The organism is Microbacterium bandirmense (genome assembly GCF_037204185.1).
Classification (GTDB): Bacteria; Actinomycetota; Actinomycetes; order Actinomycetales; family Microbacteriaceae; genus Microbacterium; species Microbacterium bandirmense.
In genome coordinates, this window is the sequence record NZ_JBBDGM010000005.1 from 13,658 (window position 1) to 37,574 (window position 23,917).

Here is a 23,917-nt window from a genome sequence, read left to right on the forward strand (position 1 = left end):
ATGACCGCACGCATTCAGCCCCAGTTCGTCAGCGATGACCTGATCGCGCTGACCCGCCGACTCGGACGCCCCGAGCGCGATCTCGTGATCCTCGCAGAGGGCAACACGAGTGAGCTCGTCACAGAGGGGACCTTCGCGGTGAAGGCCTCTGGATCGTCGATGGAGCAGGCCTCAGCCGAGACCTTCGTCATCGCCGATGTGGATCCGCTGCTCGCGATCATCCGGGATCCCGCGGCGACGCAGGACGATCTCACGGCCGCACTGACGGCGACGGACGCGGAGGGGACCGTGGTCCGCGCGTCGATCGAGTCGCTGGTGCATGCCGCAGCGCGGGCGCACGGGCCGGTGCGCTACGTCGCGCACACCCATCCGACCGATGTGGTCGCGCTGCTGTCGAGCGCCGAGGCCGAGCACGCGTTCGCCGAACCGGTGTACTCCGAGGAGTACATGATCCTGGGGCGCAGCCTGTTCGTGCCCTATGCGGAACCGGGGCTCAAGCTGGGGCGGGTCTTCCTCGAGCATCTCGACGGCTATGTCGAGCAGTACGGAGAGACGCCCTCGCTCGTGCTGCTGGGTAACCACGGAATCGTCGCGATGTCCGATTCGGCGGCGGGGGCCGAGGCCATCTCGCTGATGGCCGTCAAGAGTGCCCGGGTGCGGCTGGGCGCACGTCTGGCCGGCGGCGTCGCCGCCCTGGACGCCGCGACCACGGCCGAGTACTTCGACCGAGCGGACTTCCGGGAGCGTCGCGCAAACCTCGCGGGCACGCAGGCATGAGAAGAGCCCCTGCCGGTGCGTCGCCGGCAGGGGCTCCTTCAGATGCGCTCAGATCAACCGTTGGCAGGCACGGGCTCGCCGTAGCGCTCGCGCTCGATCTCGTCGAGCGTCTTGCCCTCGGTCTTCGGCGCCCAGATGGTGCCGATCAGCAGAGCGGCGACCAGCAGTCCGATGATGAGCAGGCCGAGCTTGCCGAGGCCGATCGACTCGAGCAGCACGGGGAAGACCAGGCTCAGCAGGCCGACCATGACGCGGGCGAGCATGAACAGCATGCCCTGCGCGCTCGCGCGGTACTTCGTGGCGAACAGCTCGGCGGTCCACAGACCGTAGAACGCCTGCGCTCCGATGCCGGCCGAGATGCCCCACGCGACGGCGAAGAACAGCAGCGAGAAGAGGCCGGGAGGCGCGTAGATCAGCACGACCCAGGCGACCACGCCCAGCAGCGCCCCGCCGAAGTACAGCCAGCGACGGCTCACCTTGTCGCCGTAGCGCATGAAGCCGAAGTACGTGGCCGCCGCGGTGAGCGTCCAGACGAGCACCTGCAGCAGGTTCTGCTGGGTCGCGTCGTGCAGTCCGGCGGCGTCGTACACGCGGGGCTGGAAGATCCCCGCCTGTCCGGCGACGGTGTTCCACAGTCCGTAGACGCCGAGCAGGAAGGCCAGGGCGCCGAGGTTCTTCTTGTTCGAGAGCAGTCCGCCGAGCCCCGAGAAGATGGAGACCTTCTGCCCGCTGGCGCGCTCCGCCTCGCGCTGCTCCTTCCAGCGGCGCGACTCGGGAAGACCGCGGCGCACCCACCAGGTGACGGCGGCGATCACGAAGAGATGGAAGAAGATCAGGCGTGCGCCGAGGATGCCGAGCGGGCCGACGATGACGGCGAGGAGGAAGCCGACGGCCGGCCCGATCGACCAGGCCAGCTGAGCGGTGCCGACGTGGGCGGCGCGCTGCTCGCTGGGTGCCTCTTCTGCGATGTAGGTCCACGATGCCGGGACACCGGCGCCCACGGAGATGCCCATCATGATCACGCCGATGAGCAGCACGGCGAAGTTCGGCGAGAACGTCACCATCAGCGCGCCGGCCATGAACAGGATCAGGTCATAGGTGTAGATGAACTTGCGTCCGAGACGGTCGCACAGCGGGCCGCCGATCGCGGCGCCGATCGCCGCGCCGAAGGCATTCGCGCTGAGTGCGGCGATGAGGCCGACGGCGGCGTTGTCGAATCCGAACTCCGCCTGCCAGAGCGACAGGCTCGTGGCGAGTGCGATGATCGCACCCGCCTCGATGTAGTTCGACATCGCGACCGCGATGGTGGCCTTCCACGCCGTGAGCGGACGGCGGGTGCGGGTCGTGGTGGTCATGTTCACGCTCCCCATCCGGCCTGGACGCCACCGACGCGGTCGGCGGCGATCTTCTGCTGGTAGCCCGATGCAGCATACGCGGCCATCGGGTCGGCGGGCAGTCCGCGGCTCTCGCGCCACTGTGCCAGGGCGGGGCGCGCGTCGGTGTAGAAGGCGTCCATGAACACGGCGTTCGCGGCGAGCACATCGCCGGAGCGCTGCGCGGCGGCGAGGGCATCGCGGTCGACGAGCAGGGCCCTGGCGGTCATCTCCTGCACGTTGAGCACCGACCGGATCTGGCCGGGGATCTTGTCTTCGACGTTGTGGCACTGGTCGAGCATGAAGGTGACATCGGGGTTGTTCAGGCCGTCGCCGCGGATGACCTCGAACAGGATGCGGAACAGCTGGAACGGGTCGGCCGCGCCGACGATCAGATCGTCGTCGGCGTAGAAGCGCGAGTTGAAGTCGAACGAGCCGAGCTTGCCCAGGCGCAGAAGCTGCATCACGATGAACTCGATGTTCGTGCCCGGGGCGTGGTGACCGGTGTCGAGGCACACGAGCGCCTTGTCGCCGAGCGAGGCGACCTGGGCGTACGAGGTGCCCCAGTCGGGAACGTCGGTATGGTAGAAAGACGGCTCGAAGAACTTGTACTCCAGCACCATGCGCTGGTCGTCTCCGAGGCGCGCATAGATCTTCTGCAGCGAGTCGTTCAGGCGGTCCTGGCGTCCGCGCATGTCGGCCTGGCCGGGGTAGTTCGAGCCTTCGGCCAGCCAGATCTTGAGGTCGCGGCTGCCGGTGGCGTCCATCACGTCGATGCACTCGAAGTGGTGGTCGATCGCCTTCTGGCGGATGGCCGCATCCTCGTGCGTGAGCGCGCCGAACTTGTAGTCGTCGTCCTGGAAGGTGTTCGAGTTGATGGTGCCGAGCGTCACGCCGTGATCCTCGGCGTGCTTGCGCAGGTCGCCGAAGTCGCTCATGTCCCACGGGATGTGCAGCGCGACCGTCGGAGCGAGCGCGGTGTGCTTGTGCACCTGGGCCGCATCGGCGATCTTCTCGAACGGGTCGCGCGGAGTGCCCGGCGTGCCGTACACCTTGAATCGCGTGCCGGAGTTTCCGAACGCCCACGACGGGAGTTCGATCGACTGCCTTTCGAGGGCGGTGAGTTGGTCGGGTGTGAGGGTGTTCATGATGCGGTGCTTTCTGCGGCGGTGAGCTGCGCTTCGAGGTTGAAGACTTTCAGAAGAGGGCGGGCGGCCTGGTCAGGGCGGCCGGCGAGATCGACGAAGAAGCGACTCATCTCGGCTTCCCAGCGGGTGGCGACGTCGGATGCTGCGAGGTAGGCCTGCGCGGCGGCGTCGTCATCGGTCTCGTAGTAGCCGAAGAGCGTGCCGCCTTCGGCGAGGAAGAGCGAGTAGTTGCGGCGACCGGCTGCGGCGATCTCGGCGAGCATCTCTGGCCAGACCGGGGTGTGCCGTGCGATGTACTCGTCGAGCAGTTCGGGGCGTACCTGCAGTTGGAAGGCCACGCGTGTCATGGGGTGCTGCTCCTCGTTGAGTGATGCATTTGAATCGTTTCATGCCACGATAGGTCGACGCTCGTGTGGTGTCAAACGAGGTGGCGCATGCATGCGGACCGCACGGAATGAGAAGGTGGAGAGGCTGCACCGCGAAGGTGGGGCGCGAAAGGGGAGCGACATGGCCGTCGGAGTCAAGGACGTCGCGGCGGCCGCCGGCGTATCGGTCGGCACCGTGTCCAATGTGCTCAATCGACCCGATCGCGTGTCGGTGAAGACGGTCGAGCGGGTGCAGGACGCCATCCGGGCGCTCGGATTCGTGCGCAACGACGCCGCACGGCAGCTGCGTGCCGGTCGCAGTCGCAGCATCGGCCTCGTCGTGCCCGACATCGGCAACCCGTTCTTCGCGGACGTCGCCCGCGGCGCGGAGGATCGAGCAGCGGATGCCGGGATGACGGTGCTTCTCGGCAACAGCGATGACGATGTCGACCGTCAGAGTGCGCACCTCGAGCTCTTCCAGGAACAGCGGATCAACGGCATCCTGCTCACGCCGGCGTCCGACGACCTCGCCGCCATCGGCAGGTTCGCAGAGGGAGGAGTGCCCGTCGTCCTCGTGGACCGTGAAGTCGAGGAAGGCGCGCTCTCGTCCGTATCGGTGGACGACGTCGAAGGCGGCCGACTGGCAGCCTCGCACCTCCTGGAAGCGGGGCGACGACGACTTGCCTTCGTCGGGGGGCCGAGATCGATCCACCAGGTCGCGGACCGCCTGCGTGGAGCGCAGGCGGCGGTGGCCGCCGTCCCCGAGGCGACGCTCGAGATCATCGAGAGGCCATCGCTCACCGTGCTGCAGGGGAGGGCTGCCGGCGAAGCGCTGGTCGAGCGCGAGGTGGACAGGCGACCGGATGCTGTCTTCGCCGCCAACGACCTGCTCGCCGTCGGCCTGCTCCAGGCATTCAGCTTCGGCTCGGGCATCCGCGTTCCGGACGACATCGCGATGGTCGGCTACGACGACATCGACTTCGCGGCGGCCGCCGTCGTGTCGCTCAGCTCGGTCCGGCAGCCCGCTCGCGAGCTGGGCTGGACCGGCGTCGATCTGCTGCTGAAACAGCTCGACGGTGTCGATCATGATCGCCGAGTGCGGTTCCAGCCCGAGCTGATCGTGCGCGACTCCAGTCGGGCCCGTTCCGATTCGTGACTGCTCCGCGGAGCGGTTATGATTGCAGTGGTCATCCGTGCTTTACGCGTCGGATGCCTGGAGACGTCGCATAGTGGCCTAGTGCACCACCCTGCTAAGGTGGAGTCCCCTCTAAGGGGACCGAGGGTTCAAATCCCTCCGTCTCCGCCATTGTCCTGAGTCGCGACATAGCTTACGAACTTGCCGCGGCTCAGGGCTTTTTTGGTTGTCTGGGGTGTTGACGTGTTATGCGGGGTCGGTGAGTCGGGTCATCGCTGACCGGGCGGGTCATGCTTTCTTGGGCTGGTAGTTCTTGTCGGGGTCGATGGTGAACTCGGCGATGATTTGGCCGGTGTTCATGCTGCTGACGGTGATGTCGCGGTCGTGGATGAGCAGAAGCACGGGTGTGCCGACATGGGAACGGCCGATGCCGAGGTGGCGGAGTTTGCCCGCGTAGCGGAGGGTGACTTTGCCGTTCTTGTCGACGGTGTCGGTGCGGGAGCGCCATTCGGTGGTGTCGGCGGTGCTGGTCGGGGTGGCTTTCGGGTGAGCCGTGTAGGCCTGTTCGGGGGTGCGGCGGCCGAGGGAGCGGTAGGGGCGGGCGGTGTTGTACCAGGTCTGGAATTCTGTCAGCAGTGTCTGCAAGTCTTCGATCGTGTCGGGCAGGGGGCGGGCTTTGAGCCAGCGTTTGAGGGTCTGGTGGAAGCGTTCGATCTTTCCCTGGGTTTGAGGGTGTCCGGGGCGGCCGTTCTTCTGCGTGATACGGTGCGCGGCGAGCAGTTTCTCGAACCCGCCGCGGGCACCTTTGAAGCGGGCCAAGCGAGTGGTAAACACCAGTCCGTTGTCGGTGAGAGTTGAGTACGGCGGGACGTAGCGGGTGATCAGTTCGGTCATCACGGTGACGACCATCGGGCCGGTGAATGCGGTGACGGGGCGGAGCTCGAGCAGGTAGCGGGCGTGGTCGTCGAGGAAGTCGAGGATCTCGACCCGGATTCCGGCCTGGAGGAACCAGTGGGTGATGTCAGCTTGCCAGCATTCGTTGGGCAGGTCGGCTTGGAAACGGATGTAGGAGCTGCGGGGGCGTTTCTGCGGGGCGGGATTGATGAGTCCGGCGGCGTGCAGGATCCGTCGGATCGTGGCCGTGGAGGGGGCGGGGTGGCCTTCCTGCTCGAGGTGCCAGGCGATGGTGACCGGTCCGGCCTCGGCGCCAGCGGCCTGCAGCTCCCGTCGGAGGGCGATGATGCGTTCCCGGACTGCGGGCGCGATCGTTCCTGGCCGGGTCTTCGGTGCGCGAGAGCGCGGGGCGAGTCCGTCCGGGCCCTCGGCCCCGTCGCGACGGACCAGCGTGTGCACCCATTGACGGGGGAGCTCGACTCCATCAACCGCTGATGATGAGCGCGTCTTGCGAGAGCAGGGCGTGAGCATCGCTGCGCGGATCCATCGGGCCTGACAAAGGTCTCGCACCGCGGTGCGGAGGATCTCCGACGCGATGGTCATTGACGTGGTTCGCGCGGCGGCGTGAACCACCGGCTGCGCGCGGACGGGGACGACGCGTCGGAGGATGACTCCGGAGGGGTTGTAGGGGCGGAAGAAGATGACCGCGCCGATCCGCGGCACCAGGATCGCGGACGCGTCGCGTGGCGCCGTCGACCGGGCGATGCGGACGCTCGGCCCATCGGACATCACGCACGCGAAGGGCATCCGGGCGACGATTCCGGGCGAACGGATATCGTGCCGGTGACCTCTTGAACCGGGGTTTCACCGCCCCGCGGCCGGATCACACCTAGGTGATGGTCTTCACGTATGCCAGATCATGGGGCGGGCTGGGTGTACGTCGCGTTCATCCTCGACGTGTTCTCACAACACCTCGTGGTCTGGCATGCACAGACCACCACGCACGTCGATCTCGTCATGAGCTCGCTACGTACCGCGCTTCGGGAAAGCGAACGGCAAGGCCACCTCGTTGGGCCAGACCAGCTCCGGGCGCACTCGAATACGGGAAGTCAATACACGTCGCTGGTGTGGACCGAGAAGCTCGCCCTCGACGGCATCGCCCCCGATCGGATCCATCCGCGACGCCTACGATTACGCGCTCATGGAGACGATCAACGGGATCCACACGGCCGAATGCGTGCGCACGACGATCTTCCACGACGGCCCGTACAAGACGATCGTCGACGTCGAGCACGCGACCGTCGGCTGGGTCGACTGGTGCAATCACCGCAGGCTCCACGGTAGCCTGGGATGGTCAATTCCGACGAGTTCGAGAATACCTGCTACGCAGTCCCTCAAAACCTGAGCCGCTTCACGCGTAGAAGCGGGAGAGAACCTGAGTTGGTTCGGCCTGCCTGACCCAACTTGCGCAGTGTCTACGCAGAACCGGTCCCGAGCGTCGAGGAGATCGTGCGGATCGCTCGAATTCGCTCGGAACGCGCCCCGCCGCAACGGACCCGACGGCCGCGGACAGCGTGCTGCCGCAACTCACCGGGTGCTAACTCGGACGTGCCATGACTTTATCCTCCGACCTATGAAGCTTCCAGACGCCCGGGTGCTTCAAGCCCCATGGCCTCACGGCCGAACCCAACTTGTCACCTATCGGTGCAGCAGTCCCATGCTTCGTTTCCTTGTCAGAGCCAAATCATGCGGACATGGGCTCAATCGAATCTTCAGTAGACTCGAGCAACTGGTCCTCGAGATTGAATACTTCGATCGGATTCGGCACGTGATTTCCCGGTGAGTCGGGAAGATCCGCGAACATCGGCTGCATGTCGGCATCCCACCGGGCGGCGATCTCGGAGCGAGACATGTAGGCATCGGTCTTCGCAACATCGGCGGTCTCGTAGTAGCCGATCATCTGGCCGTCACCCGCGTGGAAGATCGAGTAGTTGCCGATGCCGGCAGCAGTGAGTTCGGCAAGCATCTCCGGCCACAGCTCGCGGTGGCGTTCGAGATACACCTCCAAACTCTCGACGCGAACCCGGAACTGGAAGCAGATGCGTGTCATGTCAGCACCTCGTTTCGCTCTGCAATGACGCCTTCGGCGACGAGGGATGGGGTGAGAACGACGAGGACCTTTCCCGAGGTGGGGTGCTCCTCGAGAGAGCGGAATGCATCGTCGGCTCCGTCCATGTCCACCGTGCGGCTGATCAGCAGCGCCGCCTTCCCCGGCGCACCCGCCAGCCAGTCGGCAGCGGCCTGGAAGTCGCTGTTCGCGTAGGTGAAGCTCCCCACGATAGAGCGCTCGGCGGTGCTCACGGAGAACGCGTCGATGGTCAACTCCGTCTGGCCCATGCCGACCAGGCACACGCGACCGCCCAGCTTGATCGAACTCAACGCGTCATTGACGGTTGGCGATGCGCCGACGGCGTCGATCGCGGCATCGGCCGGGCGTCCGAGGATTCGTCGAACGGCCTCGTTCACAGGCTCCGCTGTGGGGTTGATGACGGTGGCGCCGAGTGCAGTCAGGAGGTCGCGTCGTTCGGGGAGTACCTCGGTCACCAGGATTCTCTCGACTCCGGCCATCTGGAGGGCGAGGATGACGGATTGGCCGATCGGCCCACCTCCGAGCACGAGGACTGCGTCGTCCTTGGTGATTCCGGCGCGCCGCACAGCGTTGACGGCGACGGCGAGAGGCTCGACGAGGGCGCCGAAGAGCACGGGCATGGTGTAAGGCAGGGGGACGACGTTCCGCTCTGGTACGACGATGTATTCGGCAAAAGCGGAGACGACCTCTTGGGCCACCCCCAGAACCCACTTCTCGGGGTGGTGCTGCTCGCGGCCGGTGAACTCTTCGATTCCCTCTCGGGGGATTACGACGGGATTCACCGTGACGATCGTTCCTGGTGAGATGTCGTCTCGAGTGACGTCTGGGCCGACGGCGCTGACGACGCCGACCGTTTCGTGTCCCATCACCTGGCCGGGCGCGCGTCTGCCGTTTGCCCCGCTGTACCCGTGAAGGTCCGAACCGCAGATGCCGGTGGCAATAATGCGAACCTTGACCTCATCAGCGTCAGCCGACGGTTCGTCAAGGTCAGCTACGGCGAGCTTCCCAAAACTCTCGAGAACCAGCGCCCTCATGGATGCCTCCACAAGTCGTTCGCAACCATGAACTCCAACCTTTCATTATGAACTAGCTACTTCATAATGGCGATGGAGGGTTCAGAAGTCAACGAGGCGACTTCGGCACGTCCTTCAGTCCGATCGCTTCTCGGATCTCTGCGGCCGTCCGACGCAGCGCGGGGAGCAGATCCCCGGGCCATTCGGCTGAGGTCCTGAAGGTCGGCATGGTGATGCTGAGGGCTGTCTCGATTCCGATGCTTCCGGTGTGCAGTGGCACGGCGACGCAACGGCAGCCGATCACGTACTCCTCGTCATCCAGAGCGACGTCGTTGATCGCACACTGTGAGAGCACTGACAGCAGCTGCTCATGGTCGACGATGGTGTGCTCGGTCAGCGGCGTCAGCGTCACAGAGCTCACACGCTTGGCTCGCTCCTGCGGATCTAGCTGGCTCAGCAGAGCCTTGCCGATTCCTGTGGCGTGCGAGGGGAGTCGCATTCCCACCGAGGAGGCCAGGCGCATGGGATTCGGGGACTCACTGATTCCGATATAGACGTTCTCGGTGCCGTCCAGGCGTGCCAGCTGGACCGTTTCGCCGGTGTCGCGCGCGAGTGCGTCCATCAGGGGGCGAGCCCGCTCGGCGATGTTCTCGTGACCGCGATAGCCCCTGCCAACCTGCCAGGCGCGCAGGCCGACGGTGAACCTGCGGTCTGAGTCGCGCTCGATCCAGCCAGCGCTCTCCATCGTGGCGAGCAGTGCGCTGGTGCTGGACTTGGGCAGGTTCAGGTCGGACGAGAGTTCAGAGAAGCTGGCGCTCCCTACTTCGGCCAGGTGCTCAAGCACAACCAGGGTACGGTCGGCCGACTTCACTCCGGATACTTCTGGCATTGACACAGCCCCTTCGCTTGTAGATGATGTTGGTACAAAGACATGATCCTAGGTTCACACACCTGAACCTATCGAGCAAGGAAGCCCAGTATCAATGTCCAATTCGGATCTGATCGTCTCCGTTCGCGCTTACGTCGTCCCGTCGGTAGGTGGCATCAATTCTGCCCCCGACCCCCAAGCTACTGAAGAAGTCTTCAACTGGCAGCGTCAGAAGGTAGCGAACCCGATGACGAAGTACCCCGAGTTCCGCGACAACCGCTCTGCAGCCACCGGTCGCGACTCCGGTGCCACGGTGCTGGTCGAGGTCGAGTCGGCCTCGGGAGTGATCGGCATCGCGACGACGAACGGCGGAGTCGTGGCGGCATCGATCATCGAACTCCACTTGGCAGATATGGTCGAAGGTGAGTCCCCCTTCGCCCACGAGCGGGTGTGGGACCGCATGTTTCGCAGCACCATGGCATACGGCCGCAAGGGTGTCGTCATGCACGCGATCTCCGCGGTCGACCTTGCTGTCTGGGATCTCCACGGAAAGCTCACCGGCATGCCTGTGTGGGCACTGCTCGGAGGAAAGGTCCTCGATGCGATCGAGGTCTACGGCACCGGTCCCACCGCATCCAGCATCGAGAAGCTGGGGTTCTGGGGCGCGAAGCTGCCGCTCACCTGGGGTCCCAGTGAAGGCGCCGAAGGCTTCCGCCGAAACATCGAGCGGGCACGGATCGCGCGAGAGACCGTCGGGGATGACTTCCCGCTGTTCTATGACTGCTGGATGGCACTCGACGTCGACTACGCCGCGCGTCTCGCGGCTGAACTCGAACCGCTCGGCTTCCTGTGGATCGAAGAGCCTCTGCTTCCCGACGACTACGCCGGCCACGCCGAGCTTCGTCGACGCATGCCCTCCACCATGATGCTCAACACAGGAGAACACGAATACACCGCCTACGGACACAAGCTTCTCTGTGAAGCCGGCGTCGATGTCCTCCAGCCCGACCCGAACTGGTGCGGTGGCATCACCGAGCTGCGTCGGATCGCCGCGGTCGCCAACGCGCATGGCAAGCGCATCATTCCCCACGTCGGCGGGCAGTACACGTACCACTTCCTCACCTCGTACGCCCAGACATTCGTGGCTGAGTTTCCGGTGATGCAGGGCAACGGCGATGAGATCAAGCCGTTCCACGCGCCGCTGCTCCTCGGCGAAGCACTGCCGGTGGACGGCAAGATCGTGCTCGACGACAGCCCCGGCTTCGGACTCACCCGCAATGAAGACGTGCGCATCGTGCGCCCCATGTCGCGCGAGGCGCTGGCAGGACTTGCATGACCGCGCGGGCGCGGATCGCCGTCATCGGGGCCGGTTGGTGGGCGACCACGGTGCACATCCCGGCGCTCATGGTCAATCCGCACGCAGAACTGGTCGCGATCTGCGACCCGAATCCTGCGCGGGCGCAGAGTGCCGCGGCCGAAGCGGACGCACACGGATACACCGATGTCACTGAGATGCTGGCCGCCGAGGGGCTGGACGGTGTGATCATCGCGACGCCGCACTCGACGCACTACGCGATCGCCGCAGAGGCGCTGAAGGCGGGAGTCAATGTGCTCGTCGAGAAGCCACTGGCGACGTCGGCTTCGGATGCCTGGGAGCTCGTGACCATGGCTGCTGATCGCGGCCTGCTGCTGGCCGCCGGGCTCACATATCACTACGCCGCGCAGGCACCGGCGATCCGAGATGCTGTACGGCACGAGATCGGCGAGTTGCGCAGCGTCAACGCTGAGTTTTCGTCGAGCACGGGGGACTTCTTCGTCGTGGTCGACGAGAACAGCGCGAACCCGAACGATCCGAAGGCTCCGCATGCGACGACCTACTCAGATCCGAGCACGGGCGGCGGTCAGGCGCACACGCAGCTGACTCATCTGCTCGGCGGCCTGCTGTGGGCCGCCGAGGAGCAGGCCACCCACGTCGCGGCGATGACCGAGAATCACGGTCTGCGGGTCGACCTCGTCGACTCCTTCTCATTCCGTCTGGAGGGCGGCGCGCTCTGCGTCGCGAGCTCGACCGGGACGACAGCTCCGGGAGTGCCGCCTCGTCACCGCATCCGCTTCCACGGAACGAAAGGCATGGTCGAGTGGGACCTGCTCAAGGCACAGGCGGATGTCTTCCTCGAGGGCGGCACAGTCCGTCAGCTCGAGAACCCCGACCACCTGCCTGCGTATGGGCGCGAGCGCGTCAGCGAGTCGTTCGTGAACTCGATTCTGACGAATGCGCCCACGCCCGCCCCGGGGGCGTTCGCGGCCGCGTCGGTCGCGCTGATCGAGGCCGCGCTCTTCGCTGCGGAATCGGGCAAGACGATCACGGTGCCCCAGGCGCCCTTCGACATCAGGGAAAGCTGACGGACAGACCATGCAGCAGACACCGCGGCTCTCGTTCGCAGCACCCGTCTTCGCGGCTGCCGGCATGCCGACGATGCGCACTCCATCGATGCGAGAAGCGTCCTGGAGTGACGTACGCGCCATGGTGCTCGACGTCGAGCGGCTCGGGTACGCCTCGGCCTGGTTCTCGGATCACCTCTTCCACGGTCGTGACGGAGCTTTCCACGAGAGCTGGACTGCCCTCTCGATGGCGGCGGGGTTCACCGATCGAATCAAGCTGGTGAACAACCACCTCGGAAACGGCTTCCGCGACGCGCGTGTGATGGCGAAGATGGCGACCACGCTCGCGGACGCGACAGGCGATCGATTCGAGCTCTTCCTGGCCACCGGATACCGTGAGCGCGAGTTCACCGCCTACGGGCTGGACTGGCCGAGTGAGGAAGAGCGACTTGCTCGACTGGCCGAGGCGATCAAGGTTATCCGTCTGCTGTGGTCCGGCGAGCAGGTCAGCTTCGACGGCGAGTTCTACTCACTCGATGACGCCGTCGCGATGCCCACGGGCAAGACCGCGCCCTTCCTCTGGCTCGGCGGTCCCCTGAACGAGATTTCGCTCGAGCTCATCGCGCGAGAGGCCGATGGATGGAACTCGTTCCCTCTGAGCCTCGACGCTTACCGTGAAGCATCCGCGCGAGTAGAGGCGGCATGCCGTGCGATCGGCCGCGACCCCGCCACTCTCCGTCGATCGCTCGAGACCCAGGTGCTGGTGCTCGACAATGACGCGGAGTGGGGCGAGTGGCTGCGCACGTGGCGCACACTCCGCGGGGAGATCTCCCTCGGTCCCACCTACGACGCCGTTGCGCCGCGTGACCTGGACGACGATGTCGTCACGGAAGCCTGCTACCGGGACTTCATCGTCGGCACCCGCGACCAGGTGGAAGCGCGCATCAGTGCCTACAGCGAACTCGGCGTCACAGATCTCGTGTGCTGGTTCATGGATGCGCCGGGCACGTCATCGATGACGAAGCTCGCAGAGATCACCGCTTTGAACCCCCCAACAGAACTCAAGTAAGGAGAGCTTCGGTGCAGAAGCTTGGAGTTGCACTCATCGGTGCAGGATTCATGGGCAGACGACACCTGCTCGGATACGCAGCGCTCAAACGCGCTGGGTACGACAGGATCAGCGTGGAGGCGGTGCTCGACCTCAACGCAGAAGTCGCGACCGCACGCGCAGAAGAAGCAGAAGAGCTGCTCGGACACCGGCCACGGATCTACACCGATCTCGACGAACTGCTCGCTGACGAGAATGTCGCAGCGGTGGACATCGTCACCGACCCCCGTACGCACCACTCGATCGGCGTCGCCGCCATGGACGCCGGGAGACATGTCCTCTGCGAGAAGCCCCTCGCCCTGACGGTCGCCACAGGCCAGCGGATGCTGGACGCAGCTGAGCGCAACGGCGTGGTGCTGGCGACGGCAGAGAACTATCGTCGAGGCGGTTCGAACCGACTCGCCAAGGCCGTCATCGACTCGGGAGTGCTCGGGGAGCTGTTCCTGTTTCGAGAGCTCCGCGTCGGTGGAGACGACGGGGTGATCATCAGCCCGTGGCGCCACATGAAGCGCTCGGGCACGATCGGGCTTGACATGCCGATCCACTACGCAGACATCGTCGAATATCTTCTCGGTCCGGTGGAAACGGTGTTCGGTCGCGGCTTCATCGCCGAGCCTGTGCGCTACCCCGCAGACGGTGGCGAAGCCATCATCCCGGACGGAGAGGATTCCCTCGTCGTCTCGATGACCACGAAGGACGGCATCGACGTGCAACTCGCCTACATTCCGTCGGGACGTGCTCCCGGCTACGGTGAGCGCGTTCTGCACGGGCGCCTCGGATCTCTGGAGATCCCGAACGACCGCACAGATGGAGACGTCGTGCTCCACCTGCCCGACGGCACTCGGCGCGGCACCGAGGTCGCGGAGTTCCTCGGCGACCGCTTCGCTCTCGATCCCGTGACGACCGCAGTGATGGGGCCCGACGGCACAGGCGGCAAGGGTGCGCCCTGGGCTGATGTCGATGCAGGCCACCTCGCTATCGAGATCGCCGACTTCGCAGATGCAGTTCTCGACGGTCGTCCCGCTGAAGTCGATGGCACCGGCGGACTCCGCGCTCTTGCGATCGTCCTCGCGGGCTTCGAATCCGGCATTCTGGGCCGCTCCGTCAGCGTCGATGATGTGCTGGACGGCACGCTGCACGCCTACCAAGACGAGATCGACGCCCAGTTCGCAGAGGGGGCGCAGCGATGACCAAGCCCTTCCACCAGGTTGCGTACGTCGTGCGCGATCTCGATGCCGCCGTGCGGCACTGGGCAGATGTGCTCGGTGTCGGCCCATGGAGCGTCTGGACCGTCGGCGCGGAGGTCACTCGCGATCAGGTGTATGGCGGTCAGCCCGCGTCATTCCGCTTCCGGCACGCGCTGGCATGGTCGGGCGAGATGCAGTTCGAACTCGTCGAGCCCCTCGACGGTCCCAGCATCTTCGCGGATCAGCTTGAACGTTCAGGCCCCGGTCTCAATCACGTCGGACGCCTGACCGATGACCATGCTGCGGAGAGCGCGGCGCTTGTCGCCAAGGGCTGTGTGCCCCTGCAGTCCGCCACGTTCGGCGAAAGCCAAGACGGCCGGTTCGCGTACTTCGCGACACCTGAGAACGAGGGAATCCTCGAGCTCATCTCACCCCCGACTGTGCGATTCGCACCCGACTACGTCTATCCGATCGCAGGAGCCACACAGTGACCACCGTGCACCGCATCGACCAGATCGAGACATTCACCTCTGGGGCATCCGTCTTCGTGCGCATCACCACCGATACCGGACTGCGGGGAATCGGCGAGTCGACGGCCTTCGCCTTCCCGCTTGCCGTCGTCGCTGTGGTCGATGCCATGCGCCCATCGCTCATCGGCGCCGACGCCTTCGAGACCACGCGCATCTGGATGCGCGCCTATCGCGCGCTGGGCTGGCGCGGGATCACGCTCGGTGGCGCCATCAGCGCGATCGATCAGGCGCTGTGGGATATTCGCGGACGCCACTATGAGGAGCCGGTATGGCAGCTTCTCGGCGGGCGCACTCGCGAGGCCGTGCGTGCGATGAAGGTCATCGCGACGGGAACAGTCGACGAGGTCGCTCGTTCGGCGCGGGATGGTCAGAGCGAGGGGTACACCGCGATCAAGGTGCTGCTGCACCAGCACGAGCACCACACGATGAGCCACGCTCAGCGCATCTCGGATCTCGTCGATCGGATGGCGGCTGTTCGCGAGGCCACCGGCAACGAGATGGACATCGGCGTCGAGCTGCACCGCAACATGCAGCCAGGCAATTCGATTGCGCTCATTCGCGAACTCGCTCAGTTTCGTCCGCTCTTCGTCGAGGACCCCATTCCGCCGGACAGCGCGCTGTCCTTCGGCGAGGTATCGGCGAAGAGCGACATGCCGATGGCTGCCGGTGAGCGGAACACGACTATCTATGAATTCCGCGAGTACGTGGAGAAGGCGGGCGTCTCGTTCATCCGTCCTGACATCGGCATCGCTGGCGGCTTCACACACGGAATGAAGATCTGTGCGCTGGCCGAGGCGCATCACCAGGGCATCATCCCCCACTGCGTGCCCTCGGGCCCCGTGGCGACGATGGCGCACGTGCACCTCGGCATGGCTGTGTCCAACTGGGAAGTGCAGGAGCACGTCGACCAGAACGTCGAACCGCACCAGAGCATGGTCGACCGTCTTCCCCCCGTGATCGACGGGTACCTCCACCCGTTCGATGCACCCGGTCTCGGCATGGAACTCCGTGACGACCACTTCACAGACAGCACGGTCGCTGTCTTCCCCCTCTCCCCAGACCTCACCCGCGACGGATCGGTGGCACTTCGATGAACTCTCAGAAACTCAAGGTCGGGATCGCCTGCAGCGCAGAGACGCACGAACTGTACATCGGCAAGACCGAGCTGGTTCAGCTTCGCGAGTTCGCAGACGTCTCGTTCATCGAGATCGAAGACCCGAACTCGGGCTGGGTGCGTCCGTCGCTCGACGAAGAGCTCGAAGCGCAGATGTGCCAGTTCGTCGAAGACCTCGATGCGCTCATCGTCTGCCACGGAGCTCCCTACGTGAGCGAGCGTGTCATCGCAGCGGCTCCACACCTCAAGCTCATCGGCGACCTCGAGGGTGACCGCTTCGCTCACCGTATCGATACAGCAGCGGCCCACGAAGCGGGAGTGGTCGTGGTCGACACGACGCACTCGTCGTCGTGGCCCGTGTCGGAGTGGGCGCTGGCGCTGATCCTGGTCGGACTTCGCCAGCAGGCGCGCTTCCGCGACATCATCGAGGGCAAGGAGATGAGTCACGACGACTACCGCACGGATCCTCCAGCTCGCGAGCTCACCGGACGTACGGTCGGTCTCATCGGCTTCGGCCGTATCGCGTGGCGTCTGCGGGAGTTCCTCGCACCGTTCCGCGTGCGCGTGATCGCTCACGACCCGTTCGCGCCCCGCGAGCTGGCGGATGCGCTCGATGTCGACTTCGCACCCCTCGACAAGGTCATGGAATGCGAGATCGTCGTGTGCCTGGCTCCGCAGACGCCGACGACGGTGGGCATGATCGGCGCGCGCGAGCTCGATCTGCTGCCCGAGGATGCTGTATTCGTGAACGTCTCGCGAGGCCTCGTCGTCGATCGGCCTGCGCTGGAGGCGAAGGCCGCCAAGAACGACGCCTGGTTCGGTCTTGACGCGCACGATCCTGAGCCCATCGCGGTTGACACCCCCCTGCGGGGGATGCGCAATGTATTCCTCTCGCCGCACATCGGCGGAATGACCGTCGAAGCGCAGCCGCGCTTCTTCGAACTCATGGTTCGCGAGCTCGCTCGCTTCCATGAGGGCGTGGAGCCGCGTGCTGAACTGACTCCCCGCGCCCTTCAGGGGCGCGGCACCGCGGTGGGTGCGCGATGATCATCGACACGCACTGTCACGCATGGCGCAACTGGCCGTATGACACTCAAGTGCCCGATCCGAGCACCCGCGGGAGCATCGAGGCGCTGCTGTATGAGATGGACACCCACGGCGTCGACCACTCGATGGTCGTGTGCGCGCGGATCGGCGGAGGCCAGGGTGGCGACGGCTACGCCAACGAAGACAACAACGAGTACGTGCTCGAGGCTGCCGCAGCACACCCCGACCGGATCACCGCGTGGATCGATGTGGACTGCGCCTGGCGCCCGGATCATCATGCACCCGGTGCTGCGCGGCGACTGCACGACGCTCTCGATCAGACGGGAGCCAGCGGCTTCACCCACTATTTCGCCGGAGACAACGATGGCTGGCTGCGGACGAACGAGGGCCGGGACTTCTTCCGCGTTGCGGCGGAAGCCGGAGTCGTCGCCTCACTGGCTCTGTCTTCGTCTTGGCTGCCGGATCTGTCGGAGATCGCTGAGGAGTTTCCTGAGCTTCCGATCCTGATCCACCACATGTCGCACCCGTCACGGGGTGAGCAGCGTGCGCAGGACATCAGTCGCATCGTCGCGCTGGCGGAGCACCCATCCATCGGAGTCAAGATCTCCGGCTTCAACTACAACGCCGAGACCTACTGGGACTTTCCATACCCTTCATCGATCGAGCTCTTCCGCACGCTCTTGAAGGCATTCGGCACCGAACGACTCTATTGGGGATCCGATTTCCCGGCATCCCGGGACCAACTGACCTACCGACAGTCCATCGACGTCCTGCGCACCCACTGTGCGTTCGCCGGCGAGGACGCGATCGCGCGCATTCTCGGAGGCAACGCGCAGCGATTCCTGACCTCCACAACACGCTGATCTCAGCACACAGAAAGAAAGAAGGATCATGACCGTTACCCTCATCGCTCGCTACTACGTTCAGCCCGGCAAGGCCGAGGTCGTCGAGGCTGCGCTGGCGCGCATGGGCGAGGCCGTAGCCGCCGACGAGCCTGCATGCCTCCTGTACAACGCGAACGTGTCGACGGATGACCCCAACCTCTACTGCCTGTACGAGGTGTATGAAGACGAAGCAGCGCTGGTCGCACACCGCGACACGCCGCACTTCAAGGAGATCATCGAAGGCATCATCGTTCCGGTTCTCGACAAGCGCGAGCGCGAGGTCTACCGTCGGGTGCTCGGATGAAGCTCCTGCAGTTCGCCACTTCGTCGCACCTCGGTCGGCACCAGCACCTCGGTGCGCTGGTCGACGGAACCGCTGACGGCGGCACAGTCGTCGACCTGACTGCGGCGGCTCGCGTGCTTCTGGCACGCGAGCACGTCTCGGTCGCGGGCATCGATGCGCTCATCCCCGCCCTTGCGCCTTCTACGATGCTGGCGTTCATCGAAGGCGGAGAGCGCACGCGCGGCCTCGCTGAAAGAGCGCTCGACGAGGTGCTCACCGTAGGAGACGAGCGGGACCCGCAGGGCGCACAGGTGCGCTACGCAGCCAGCGACATCGAGATTCTGCCCGCAATCACCCAGCCGCCCATGCTGCGTGACTTCATGGCGTTCGAGAAGCACCTGCTCAACGTCTTCCCCAAGCTGGGTCGCGAGATCCCTGATGAGTGGTACCGGCGTCCGGTGTACTACAAGGGCAACACCGCCAGCATCGGGGCGCACAACCAGGACGTCGAGTTCCCGGCATACACCGAGCAGCTCGACATGGAGTTCGAGTTCGCCGCCATCCTGGGCCGCGATGGCACGGATATCGCCGAAGGCCGCGCGCTCGACCACATCTTCGGTTACACCGTGTACAACGACCTCTCAGCGCGTGCGATTCAGACGCAGGAGATGACGGTCGGCCTGGGGCCGGCGAAGGGCAAGGACTTCCATCACGGACATGTCCTCGGGCCCGTTGTCGTCACCGCAGACGACGTGCCTGACCCGTACGCGCTCGCGATGACGGGAACGGTGAATGGAGAAATCTGGACCGACACCAGCTCTTCGGACATGACCTGGCGGTTCGAGCAGATGATTTCATACGCGTCGATGGCTGAGCCTCTTCGCGCGGGCGAGGTCTTCGGTTCGGGCACGGCAGGAGATGGCTCCGGTGCCGAGCTCGGTCGGTGGCTTGAGCCTGGTGACGTGATGGAGTTCACGGTCGAAGGGATCGGAACGCTGCGCAACCGCGTGATCGCGAACCGCGAACGAGGAGGACAGCATGGCACTGCGTGACCAGCTCTATATCGACGGCGCCTGGCGCACGACGACTACGACCCGTCCGGTGATCGATCCCAGCGATGGGTCGGTGATTGCGAACGTCTCGATCGCGAGTGAGCAGGATCTCGATGACGCGGTGGATGCTGCGGCGAAAGCATTCCCGCAGGTCGCCGCCATCTCACCGCGAGAACGCGGCGAGATGCTGCGTCGCGCATTCGAGATCATGACCGCCGAACGTGATGAGATCGCGCGGATCGTCTCGCGCGAGAACGGCAAGGTGCTTGCGGATGCCATCGGCGAGGTCACCTATGCGACGGAGTTCCTGCGATGGTTCTCTGAGGAGGCAGTGCGCACGGCGGGTGATTTCCGGCAGTCTCCCTCGGGGGACAAGACCATCATTGTGACGCATGAGCCGGTCGGCCCGTCGCTGTTGATCACACCGTGGAACTTTCCCGCGGCGATGATCACGCGCAAGGTGGCGCCGGCGCTCGCGGCAGGATGCTCCGTGGTGATCAAGCCGGCCACCGAGACGCCACTGACGGCGCTGGCCATCGCCGATGTCTTCGAGCGGGCGGGAGTCCCCGCCGGTGCGATCAACGTCGTCGTGGCCAGCCCCGCGGGCCCGGCGGTGGATCGCATGCTCGACGATGGGCGCATCAGGAACCTGTCGTTCACCGGTTCGACCCCCGTCGGCAAAGTCCTGCTGCGCAAGGCCGCTGACAGAGTCATCCGCACGTCGATGGAGCTGGGTGGAAACGCCCCGTTCCTCGTGCTCGACGATGCCGACCTCGACTTGGCGGTCGAATCGGCCATGGTCGCCAAGCTCCGCAACGGCGGAGCAGCATGCACCGCGGCGAACCGATTCTATGCCGCACGGGCAGTGGCGGAGGAGTTCTCTCGCCGCCTCTCCGAGGCGATGGCGTCCGTTGCCGTGGGGCCCGCGCTCGACAGCACCAGCCAGCTCGGCGCGAGTGTCTCGCTCGCTGAGCGGGACAAGATCGCCGATCTCGTCGATGAGGCGATCACGAAGGGCGGCGACGCTCTCGTAGGCGGCAGCACGCCGGACGGCTCTGGGGCCTTCTACCCAGCGACCGTCCTGCGGGTAGCCGCAGACAACCCGATTCTGGAATCGGAGATCTTCGGCCCGGTGGCACCCATCGTGGTCGTCGACTCCGACGAAGAGGCGGTTCGCCTCGCCAACTCGTCGGAGTATGGCCTGATTGCCTACGTGCAGTCGGGCGAAACAGGTCGCGCGATGCGAGTCGCGCGGCAGCTGGAGGCCGGAATGGTCGCCATCAACCGCGGAGTGATCTCCGACCCGGCAGCGCCCTTCGGCGGTGTCAAGGAGAGCGGCCTCGGTCGCGAAGGCGGGTTCGCCGGGATCCATGAGTTCCTGGAGAGCAAGTACATCGGACTGAGCTTCTGAAGTCCGTAGCCGTTTTCCCTTCGCAGTGACGTAGTGAGAACAAGTTCTACAAACCCGAAACACATCAATTCAATCCCTGGAACGAGAAGGAGTGACGACGTGGTCACAAAAGCAATGAACTGGAGAACGATCACCGCCGTCGGAGCGGCTTCTGCACTGACGCTGAGCCTCGCCGCGTGCGGGCCCAGCGGCGGTGGGGGAGCGGAGGAGTCCGGCAGCAAGGAGATCACGATCGGGATGAACTCCGGTCTGGTGCCGGCGTTCGAGCAGTACGCAGCCGACTTCACCGCTGAGTTCCCCGAATACACCGTCACAGTCAACGCGGTGCCAGATGCACAGCCCGACTACATCCAGCAGTTGGTGACGCAGGGCTTGTCTTCGACGACGCCTGACATCATCTTCAACTACGACACGCTGAACCAGACACTTGCCAACAACAAGCTGCTGTTCGACATGGGGCCGTGGCTGGAAGAGGGTAAGGACGGCCTGACGGCGGATGGCTTCATCCCGAACTTCCTCGACCAGTATCGCGTCGGCGACCAGATCACCGGCATGCCGGTGAGTGCTGACTCGGGAATGCTCTTCTACAACGAGGAGGTCTTCAAGAAGTACGGCGTGACCGAACTGCCCACGGCCGAGTGGACCCTTGAAGACATGTACCGTGTCGCCGAGGAGATCACCGACAAGGCTGGCGGTGAGGCGTACGGACTGGGAACGCCTATCGGCGACAGCACGGGGTATTTCACCTTCTACCCGACGATCAAAGCGTTCGGAAGTAACATCTACGACCCCGCGAGCGAGAAGTTCGTGTTCGCAGACAAGGGGGGTCTGGAGGCATGGGAGGTTCTTCTCGCGCCGTACCTCGAGGAGTGGGGCACCCCGTACGCCACTCGCCAGGATGGGCTGAAGATGTTCAACAGCGGTCAGATCGCGATGATCGTGAACGCGCGACCGAACGTGGTCACCTACCGTGAGTCGCTCGATGGAGCATGGAACGTCCAGCAGCTGCCGACCGTGAACGGCAAGTCGACCACAGGAGGCGGCTCGTACTCGCTCTCGGTGAGTGACAAATCCTCTAACAAGGAGGGTGCCTGGAAGTTCCTGAGCTGGTTCTACTCGACCGACGGCGGCATGAAGTCGGCTGAGCCGAACGGCGTGGTGCCGGCCACCAAGGACGGCCTTGCGAACGGCACTTGGAAGGAAGACACGAATCCCGTGCCCTCCAACCTGATCGTTGTCACCGAGTACGCCGTGGAGAACGCCATCCTCCCCGATGCAATTCCTGACGATGTGCAGCCGAAGGTCGCACCGGCGTTGACGAAGGCGCTGGAGCTGGTCGTCCTCGACGGGAAGTCGATCGAGGAGGCATACACGGCTGCCCAGGATGAACTCAACGGGCTGCTGAAGTAGTGACCAATCTCCTCAATACGAAGCGGGGGGCCGAGGACAATCGGCCCCCCACGACGTCCACGATCGTGCTGGGAGGGCGCAGCCTGAGGCGGCGCTACTCCCGGCACGATTCCACAGCAGCGTGGGTGCTGCTGGCACCCGCGCTGGTGCTCTTCACGACCTTCATCGTCATCCCCACGATCGTGGCGCTGGCGTTGAGTCTGTTCGAATGGCATTTCTTCGACACCCCGCAGTGGGTGGCGTTCGCGAACTTCGAGCGGCTTTTTCAAGACTCGGACACCTGGAGATCGCTCGGAGTGACCTTCCAGTTCGTGCTCCTGGGCGTGATTCCCACGATCCTCCTCGGCTTCATGATGGCGGTACTCGTCAACGTGGGCCTCCGCGGGATCGGCGTGCTGCGCGTGCTGTACTTCGTGCCCGTCGTCGTCTCGGTCGCTGTCTCGGGCGTGATCTGGTCTTTCCTGTACGACTCGCGATCCGGTCCGATTGCCTCTGCTCTGCGCGCGTTCGGCATCACGATGCCCGATATCCTCAACAACCAGCAGCTCGCTTTGCCGGCGCTCGTCATCATGATGATCTGGGGTGGGCTTCCGATCGTGATCATCCTCTACCTGGCCGGACTCCAGCGGATCTCGCCAGACATCTACGCCGCTGCAGCGCTGGATGGAGCGGGCTCCTGGCGAATCCTCTGGTCGATCACGTGGCCCAACGTCGCGTCGACCACCATGATCGTGGCGGTGCTGCAGATCATCGGCTTTGTCGCGGGCTCTCTCGACCTCGCCCTCATCATGACCAGTGGCGGTCCGCTCGGTGCGACGCGCGCCCTCGGGTTGTACGCCTACGAACAGGCCTTCGCCTATCAGGACGTGGGGTACGCTACCGCGCTGTCCGTGCTGCAGCTCGTGGTGATCGTCGCCATCGTGGCCACTGGGCAGCTGATCATCAGAAGGGTGAACCGATGAAGCTCGGTCGTCTCCACATAGGCCGCTACACGGCCATCACGCTCATCGGCGTGGCCGTCGCGCTCCCGCTGTTCTATCTGCTGTCGGGCTCGCTCATGACCTATCGGGAGATCATCTCGTATCCCCCTCAGTTCATTCCGACCGACCCGCAATGGTCGAACTTCGCAGCGGCAATGGAGTTCCTCACGCCTCGCACGATCGGGAACACCTTCATCTTCGTGCTCGGTGTTCTCGGCCTGCAGCTGGCGATCTGTCTTCCTGCCGGATTCGCCTTGGCGAAGATCAGGTTCCGGGGCGCATCGTTCCTCTTGGTGTTCTTCGTGATCCCGATCTTCGTTCCGACGAACCTCATCCTCATTCCCACTTACATCGTCACCTTCCAGCTCGGTCTGATCGGGAGCTTCCTCGGAATGATCCTGCCGATCGCGGGACAGGCGTCGGTGGGCGTGCTGCTGTTTAGACAGTTCTTCGCGGGTCTTCCTGATGGGCTGATGGATGCTGCCAGACTCGACGGGGCGGGATGGTTCAAGACGTTCTTCAGCGTCGCGCTGCCCCTGTCGAAGCCGATCGTCGCAGCGTACTCGGTGGTCACCTTCCTGACCGCGTGGAACATGTACATCTGGCCGCTGCTTGCCGGTCCTGGCAAGGACACCCAGGTGCTCACCGTCGCGATCGCTCCGCTGGCGCAGTCGCAGTACTCGAACATCTCGCCATCGATCGGCTTCGCCGCTGCGGTGATCGCGATGGTTCCTGTGCTGGTCGTGTTCGTCGTGTTCCAGAAGTGGTTCACGAAGGGTGTGATCGGCAGCGGGCTGGAATAGGCCA

The 23,917-nt window shown here is 64.8% G+C and carries 23 protein-coding genes, 1 tRNA gene and 1 pseudogene; 18 read left to right on the forward strand and 7 right to left on the reverse strand.

From position 1 onward, the window contains the following. Complete coding sequence (locus WDU99_RS06840) at positions 1 to 777, forward strand: class II aldolase/adducin family protein (RefSeq protein WP_337331701.1); 777 nt, start codon at positions 1 to 3, stop codon at positions 775 to 777. A gap of 53 nt (positions 778 to 830) precedes the next feature. Here WDU99_RS06840 and WDU99_RS06845 read toward each other — a convergent pair whose 3' ends face one another. From WDU99_RS06845 to WDU99_RS06855, 3 genes are read right to left on the reverse strand one after another with little or no spacing between them, the layout of a single operon-like run. Beyond that, a complete protein-coding gene (locus WDU99_RS06845) occupies positions 831 to 2,132 on the reverse strand; it encodes an MFS transporter (protein WP_337331702.1) in 1,302 nt (433 codons plus the stop codon). 2 nt (positions 2,133 to 2,134) lie between these two features. Next, positions 2,135 to 3,298, reverse strand: a complete 1,164-nt coding sequence (gene rhaI, locus WDU99_RS06850; protein ID WP_337331703.1) for an L-rhamnose isomerase — start codon at positions 3,296 to 3,298, stop codon at positions 2,135 to 2,137. After that, complete coding sequence (locus tag WDU99_RS06855) at positions 3,295 to 3,645, reverse strand: L-rhamnose mutarotase (RefSeq protein WP_337331704.1); 351 nt, start codon at positions 3,643 to 3,645, stop codon at positions 3,295 to 3,297. The genes rhaI and WDU99_RS06855 overlap by 4 nt, the downstream gene beginning before the upstream one ends. 160 nt (positions 3,646 to 3,805) lie before the next feature. Between WDU99_RS06855 and WDU99_RS06860 the strand changes: the two genes are divergently transcribed. Next, a complete protein-coding gene (locus WDU99_RS06860; RefSeq protein ID WP_337331705.1) occupies positions 3,806 to 4,819 on the forward strand; it encodes a LacI family DNA-binding transcriptional regulator in 1,014 nt (337 codons plus the stop codon). Positions 4,820 to 4,878: 59 nt separating this feature from the next. After that, positions 4,879 to 4,969: transfer RNA gene (locus WDU99_RS06865), tRNA-Ser, on the forward strand. A gap of 117 nt (positions 4,970 to 5,086) precedes the next feature. Here the strand turns inward: WDU99_RS06865 and WDU99_RS06870 are convergent. Continuing rightward, positions 5,087 to 6,151, reverse strand: coding sequence for an integrase core domain-containing protein (locus WDU99_RS06870; RefSeq protein WP_420063988.1), 1,065 nt, complete (start codon positions 6,149 to 6,151; stop codon positions 5,087 to 5,089). A 43-nt stretch (positions 6,152 to 6,194) separates the two neighbouring features. Between WDU99_RS06870 and WDU99_RS06875 the strand changes: the two are divergent. Beyond that, positions 6,195 to 7,113: pseudogene (locus WDU99_RS06875) on the forward strand (DDE-type integrase/transposase/recombinase); the annotation flags it as partial. A gap of 323 nt (positions 7,114 to 7,436) precedes the next feature. On the opposite strand, the gene WDU99_RS06880 reads toward WDU99_RS06875, so the two are convergent. The 3 genes from WDU99_RS06880 to WDU99_RS06890 form a co-directional block, all read right to left on the reverse strand. Beyond that, positions 7,437 to 7,802 carry an L-rhamnose mutarotase gene (locus tag WDU99_RS06880; protein ID WP_337331706.1) on the reverse strand — a complete coding sequence of 122 codons (366 nt, stop codon included), beginning with the start codon at positions 7,800 to 7,802 and terminating at the stop codon, positions 7,437 to 7,439. Continuing rightward, positions 7,799 to 8,875, reverse strand: coding sequence for a zinc-dependent alcohol dehydrogenase (locus WDU99_RS06885; RefSeq protein ID WP_337331707.1), 1,077 nt, complete (start codon positions 8,873 to 8,875; stop codon positions 7,799 to 7,801). Before WDU99_RS06885 ends, WDU99_RS06880 begins: the two co-directional genes overlap by 4 nt. 88 nt (positions 8,876 to 8,963) lie before the next feature. Beyond that, on the reverse strand, positions 8,964 to 9,725 hold the full coding sequence (locus tag WDU99_RS06890) for an IclR family transcriptional regulator (protein ID WP_337331708.1): 762 nt from the start codon (positions 9,723 to 9,725) through the stop codon (positions 8,964 to 8,966). A gap of 112 nt (positions 9,726 to 9,837) precedes the next feature. Here WDU99_RS06890 and rhmD point away from each other — a divergent pair, with 112 nt between their 5' ends. From rhmD to WDU99_RS06960, 14 genes are all read left to right on the forward strand, one after another. Continuing rightward, positions 9,838 to 11,058 carry an L-rhamnonate dehydratase gene (gene rhmD / locus WDU99_RS06895; RefSeq protein ID WP_337331709.1) on the forward strand — a complete coding sequence of 407 codons (1,221 nt, stop codon included), beginning with the start codon at positions 9,838 to 9,840 and terminating at the stop codon, positions 11,056 to 11,058. Beyond that, positions 11,055 to 12,125: a Gfo/Idh/MocA family protein gene (locus tag WDU99_RS06900; RefSeq protein WP_337331710.1), complete on the forward strand. Its 1,071-nt coding sequence runs from the start codon at positions 11,055 to 11,057 to the stop codon at positions 12,123 to 12,125. Before rhmD ends, WDU99_RS06900 begins: the two co-directional genes overlap by 4 nt. 10 nt (positions 12,126 to 12,135) lie before the next feature. Further along, positions 12,136 to 13,173 carry an LLM class flavin-dependent oxidoreductase gene (locus WDU99_RS06905; RefSeq protein ID WP_337331711.1) on the forward strand — a complete coding sequence of 346 codons (1,038 nt, stop codon included), beginning with the start codon at positions 12,136 to 12,138 and terminating at the stop codon, positions 13,171 to 13,173. A gap of 11 nt (positions 13,174 to 13,184) precedes the next feature. Next, positions 13,185 to 14,402 (forward strand): Gfo/Idh/MocA family protein, encoded by a 1,218-nt coding sequence (locus tag WDU99_RS06910; RefSeq protein WP_337331712.1) that lies wholly within the window; start codon positions 13,185 to 13,187, stop codon positions 14,400 to 14,402. Beyond that, complete coding sequence (locus WDU99_RS06915) at positions 14,399 to 14,890, forward strand: VOC family protein (protein ID WP_337331713.1); 492 nt, start codon at positions 14,399 to 14,401, stop codon at positions 14,888 to 14,890. The genes WDU99_RS06910 and WDU99_RS06915 overlap by 4 nt, the downstream gene beginning before the upstream one ends. Further along, the gene (locus WDU99_RS06920) at positions 14,887 to 16,023 is read left to right on the forward strand and encodes a mandelate racemase/muconate lactonizing enzyme family protein (RefSeq protein ID WP_337331714.1); all 1,137 of its coding nucleotides are present in this window, start codon (positions 14,887 to 14,889) and stop codon (positions 16,021 to 16,023) included. Before WDU99_RS06915 ends, WDU99_RS06920 begins: the two co-directional genes overlap by 4 nt. Further along, entirely contained in the window at positions 16,020 to 17,090 is a 1,071-nt protein-coding gene (locus WDU99_RS06925) for an NAD(P)-dependent oxidoreductase (protein WP_337331715.1), read from the forward strand. Before WDU99_RS06920 ends, WDU99_RS06925 begins: the two co-directional genes overlap by 4 nt. Continuing rightward, entirely contained in the window at positions 17,087 to 17,953 is an 867-nt protein-coding gene (locus tag WDU99_RS06930) for an amidohydrolase family protein (protein ID WP_337331716.1), read from the forward strand. The genes WDU99_RS06925 and WDU99_RS06930 overlap by 4 nt, the downstream gene beginning before the upstream one ends. Before the next feature lie 28 nt (positions 17,954 to 17,981). Then, the gene (locus WDU99_RS06935; protein WP_337331717.1) at positions 17,982 to 18,278 is read left to right on the forward strand and encodes a putative quinol monooxygenase; all 297 of its coding nucleotides are present in this window, start codon (positions 17,982 to 17,984) and stop codon (positions 18,276 to 18,278) included. Continuing rightward, positions 18,275 to 19,309, forward strand: a complete 1,035-nt coding sequence (locus WDU99_RS06940; protein ID WP_337331718.1) for a fumarylacetoacetate hydrolase family protein — start codon at positions 18,275 to 18,277, stop codon at positions 19,307 to 19,309. The genes WDU99_RS06935 and WDU99_RS06940 overlap by 4 nt, the downstream gene beginning before the upstream one ends. Then, the gene (locus WDU99_RS06945) at positions 19,296 to 20,720 is read left to right on the forward strand and encodes an NAD-dependent succinate-semialdehyde dehydrogenase (RefSeq protein WP_337331719.1); all 1,425 of its coding nucleotides are present in this window, start codon (positions 19,296 to 19,298) and stop codon (positions 20,718 to 20,720) included. The genes WDU99_RS06940 and WDU99_RS06945 overlap by 14 nt, the downstream gene beginning before the upstream one ends. A 99-nt stretch (positions 20,721 to 20,819) precedes the next feature. Next, entirely contained in the window at positions 20,820 to 22,130 is a 1,311-nt protein-coding gene (locus WDU99_RS06950) for an ABC transporter substrate-binding protein (RefSeq protein WP_337331720.1), read from the forward strand. A gap of 125 nt (positions 22,131 to 22,255) precedes the next feature. Further along, positions 22,256 to 23,092, forward strand: coding sequence for a carbohydrate ABC transporter permease (locus WDU99_RS06955; RefSeq protein WP_337331721.1), 837 nt, complete (start codon positions 22,256 to 22,258; stop codon positions 23,090 to 23,092). Continuing rightward, positions 23,089 to 23,913 (forward strand): carbohydrate ABC transporter permease, encoded by an 825-nt coding sequence (locus tag WDU99_RS06960; protein WP_337331722.1) that lies wholly within the window; start codon positions 23,089 to 23,091, stop codon positions 23,911 to 23,913. Before WDU99_RS06955 ends, WDU99_RS06960 begins: the two co-directional genes overlap by 4 nt. Positions 23,914 to 23,917 lie beyond the last annotated feature (4 nt).

Excerpts from the sequence above, each read along its gene's own strand:
- WDU99_RS06840 (WP_337331701.1), top strand. The coding sequence starts at position 1 with ATGACCGCACGCATTCAGCCCCAGTTCGTCAGCGATGACCTGATCGCG.
- WDU99_RS06845 (WP_337331702.1), bottom strand. The coding sequence starts at position 2,132 with ATGACCACCACGACCCGCACCCGCCGTCCGCTCACGGCGTGGAAGGCC.
- rhaI (WP_337331703.1), bottom strand. The coding sequence starts at position 3,298 with ATGAACACCCTCACACCCGACCAACTCACCGCCCTCGAAAGGCAGTCG.
- WDU99_RS06855 (WP_337331704.1), bottom strand. The coding sequence starts at position 3,645 with ATGACACGCGTGGCCTTCCAACTGCAGGTACGCCCCGAACTGCTCGAC.
- WDU99_RS06860 (WP_337331705.1), top strand. The coding sequence starts at position 3,806 with ATGGCCGTCGGAGTCAAGGACGTCGCGGCGGCCGCCGGCGTATCGGTC.
- WDU99_RS06880 (WP_337331706.1), bottom strand. The coding sequence starts at position 7,802 with ATGACACGCATCTGCTTCCAGTTCCGGGTTCGCGTCGAGAGTTTGGAG.
- WDU99_RS06885 (WP_337331707.1), bottom strand. The coding sequence starts at position 8,875 with ATGAGGGCGCTGGTTCTCGAGAGTTTTGGGAAGCTCGCCGTAGCTGAC.
- rhmD (WP_337331709.1), top strand. The coding sequence starts at position 9,838 with ATGTCCAATTCGGATCTGATCGTCTCCGTTCGCGCTTACGTCGTCCCG.
- WDU99_RS06900 (WP_337331710.1), top strand. The coding sequence starts at position 11,055 with ATGACCGCGCGGGCGCGGATCGCCGTCATCGGGGCCGGTTGGTGGGCG.
- WDU99_RS06905 (WP_337331711.1), top strand. The coding sequence starts at position 12,136 with ATGCAGCAGACACCGCGGCTCTCGTTCGCAGCACCCGTCTTCGCGGCT.
- WDU99_RS06915 (WP_337331713.1), top strand. The coding sequence starts at position 14,399 with ATGACCAAGCCCTTCCACCAGGTTGCGTACGTCGTGCGCGATCTCGAT.
- WDU99_RS06925 (WP_337331715.1), top strand. The coding sequence starts at position 16,020 with ATGAACTCTCAGAAACTCAAGGTCGGGATCGCCTGCAGCGCAGAGACG.
- WDU99_RS06930 (WP_337331716.1), top strand. The coding sequence starts at position 17,087 with ATGATCATCGACACGCACTGTCACGCATGGCGCAACTGGCCGTATGAC.
- WDU99_RS06935 (WP_337331717.1), top strand. The coding sequence starts at position 17,982 with ATGACCGTTACCCTCATCGCTCGCTACTACGTTCAGCCCGGCAAGGCC.
- WDU99_RS06940 (WP_337331718.1), top strand. The coding sequence starts at position 18,275 with ATGAAGCTCCTGCAGTTCGCCACTTCGTCGCACCTCGGTCGGCACCAG.
- WDU99_RS06945 (WP_337331719.1), top strand. The coding sequence starts at position 19,296 with ATGGCACTGCGTGACCAGCTCTATATCGACGGCGCCTGGCGCACGACG.
- WDU99_RS06960 (WP_337331722.1), top strand. The coding sequence starts at position 23,089 with ATGAAGCTCGGTCGTCTCCACATAGGCCGCTACACGGCCATCACGCTC.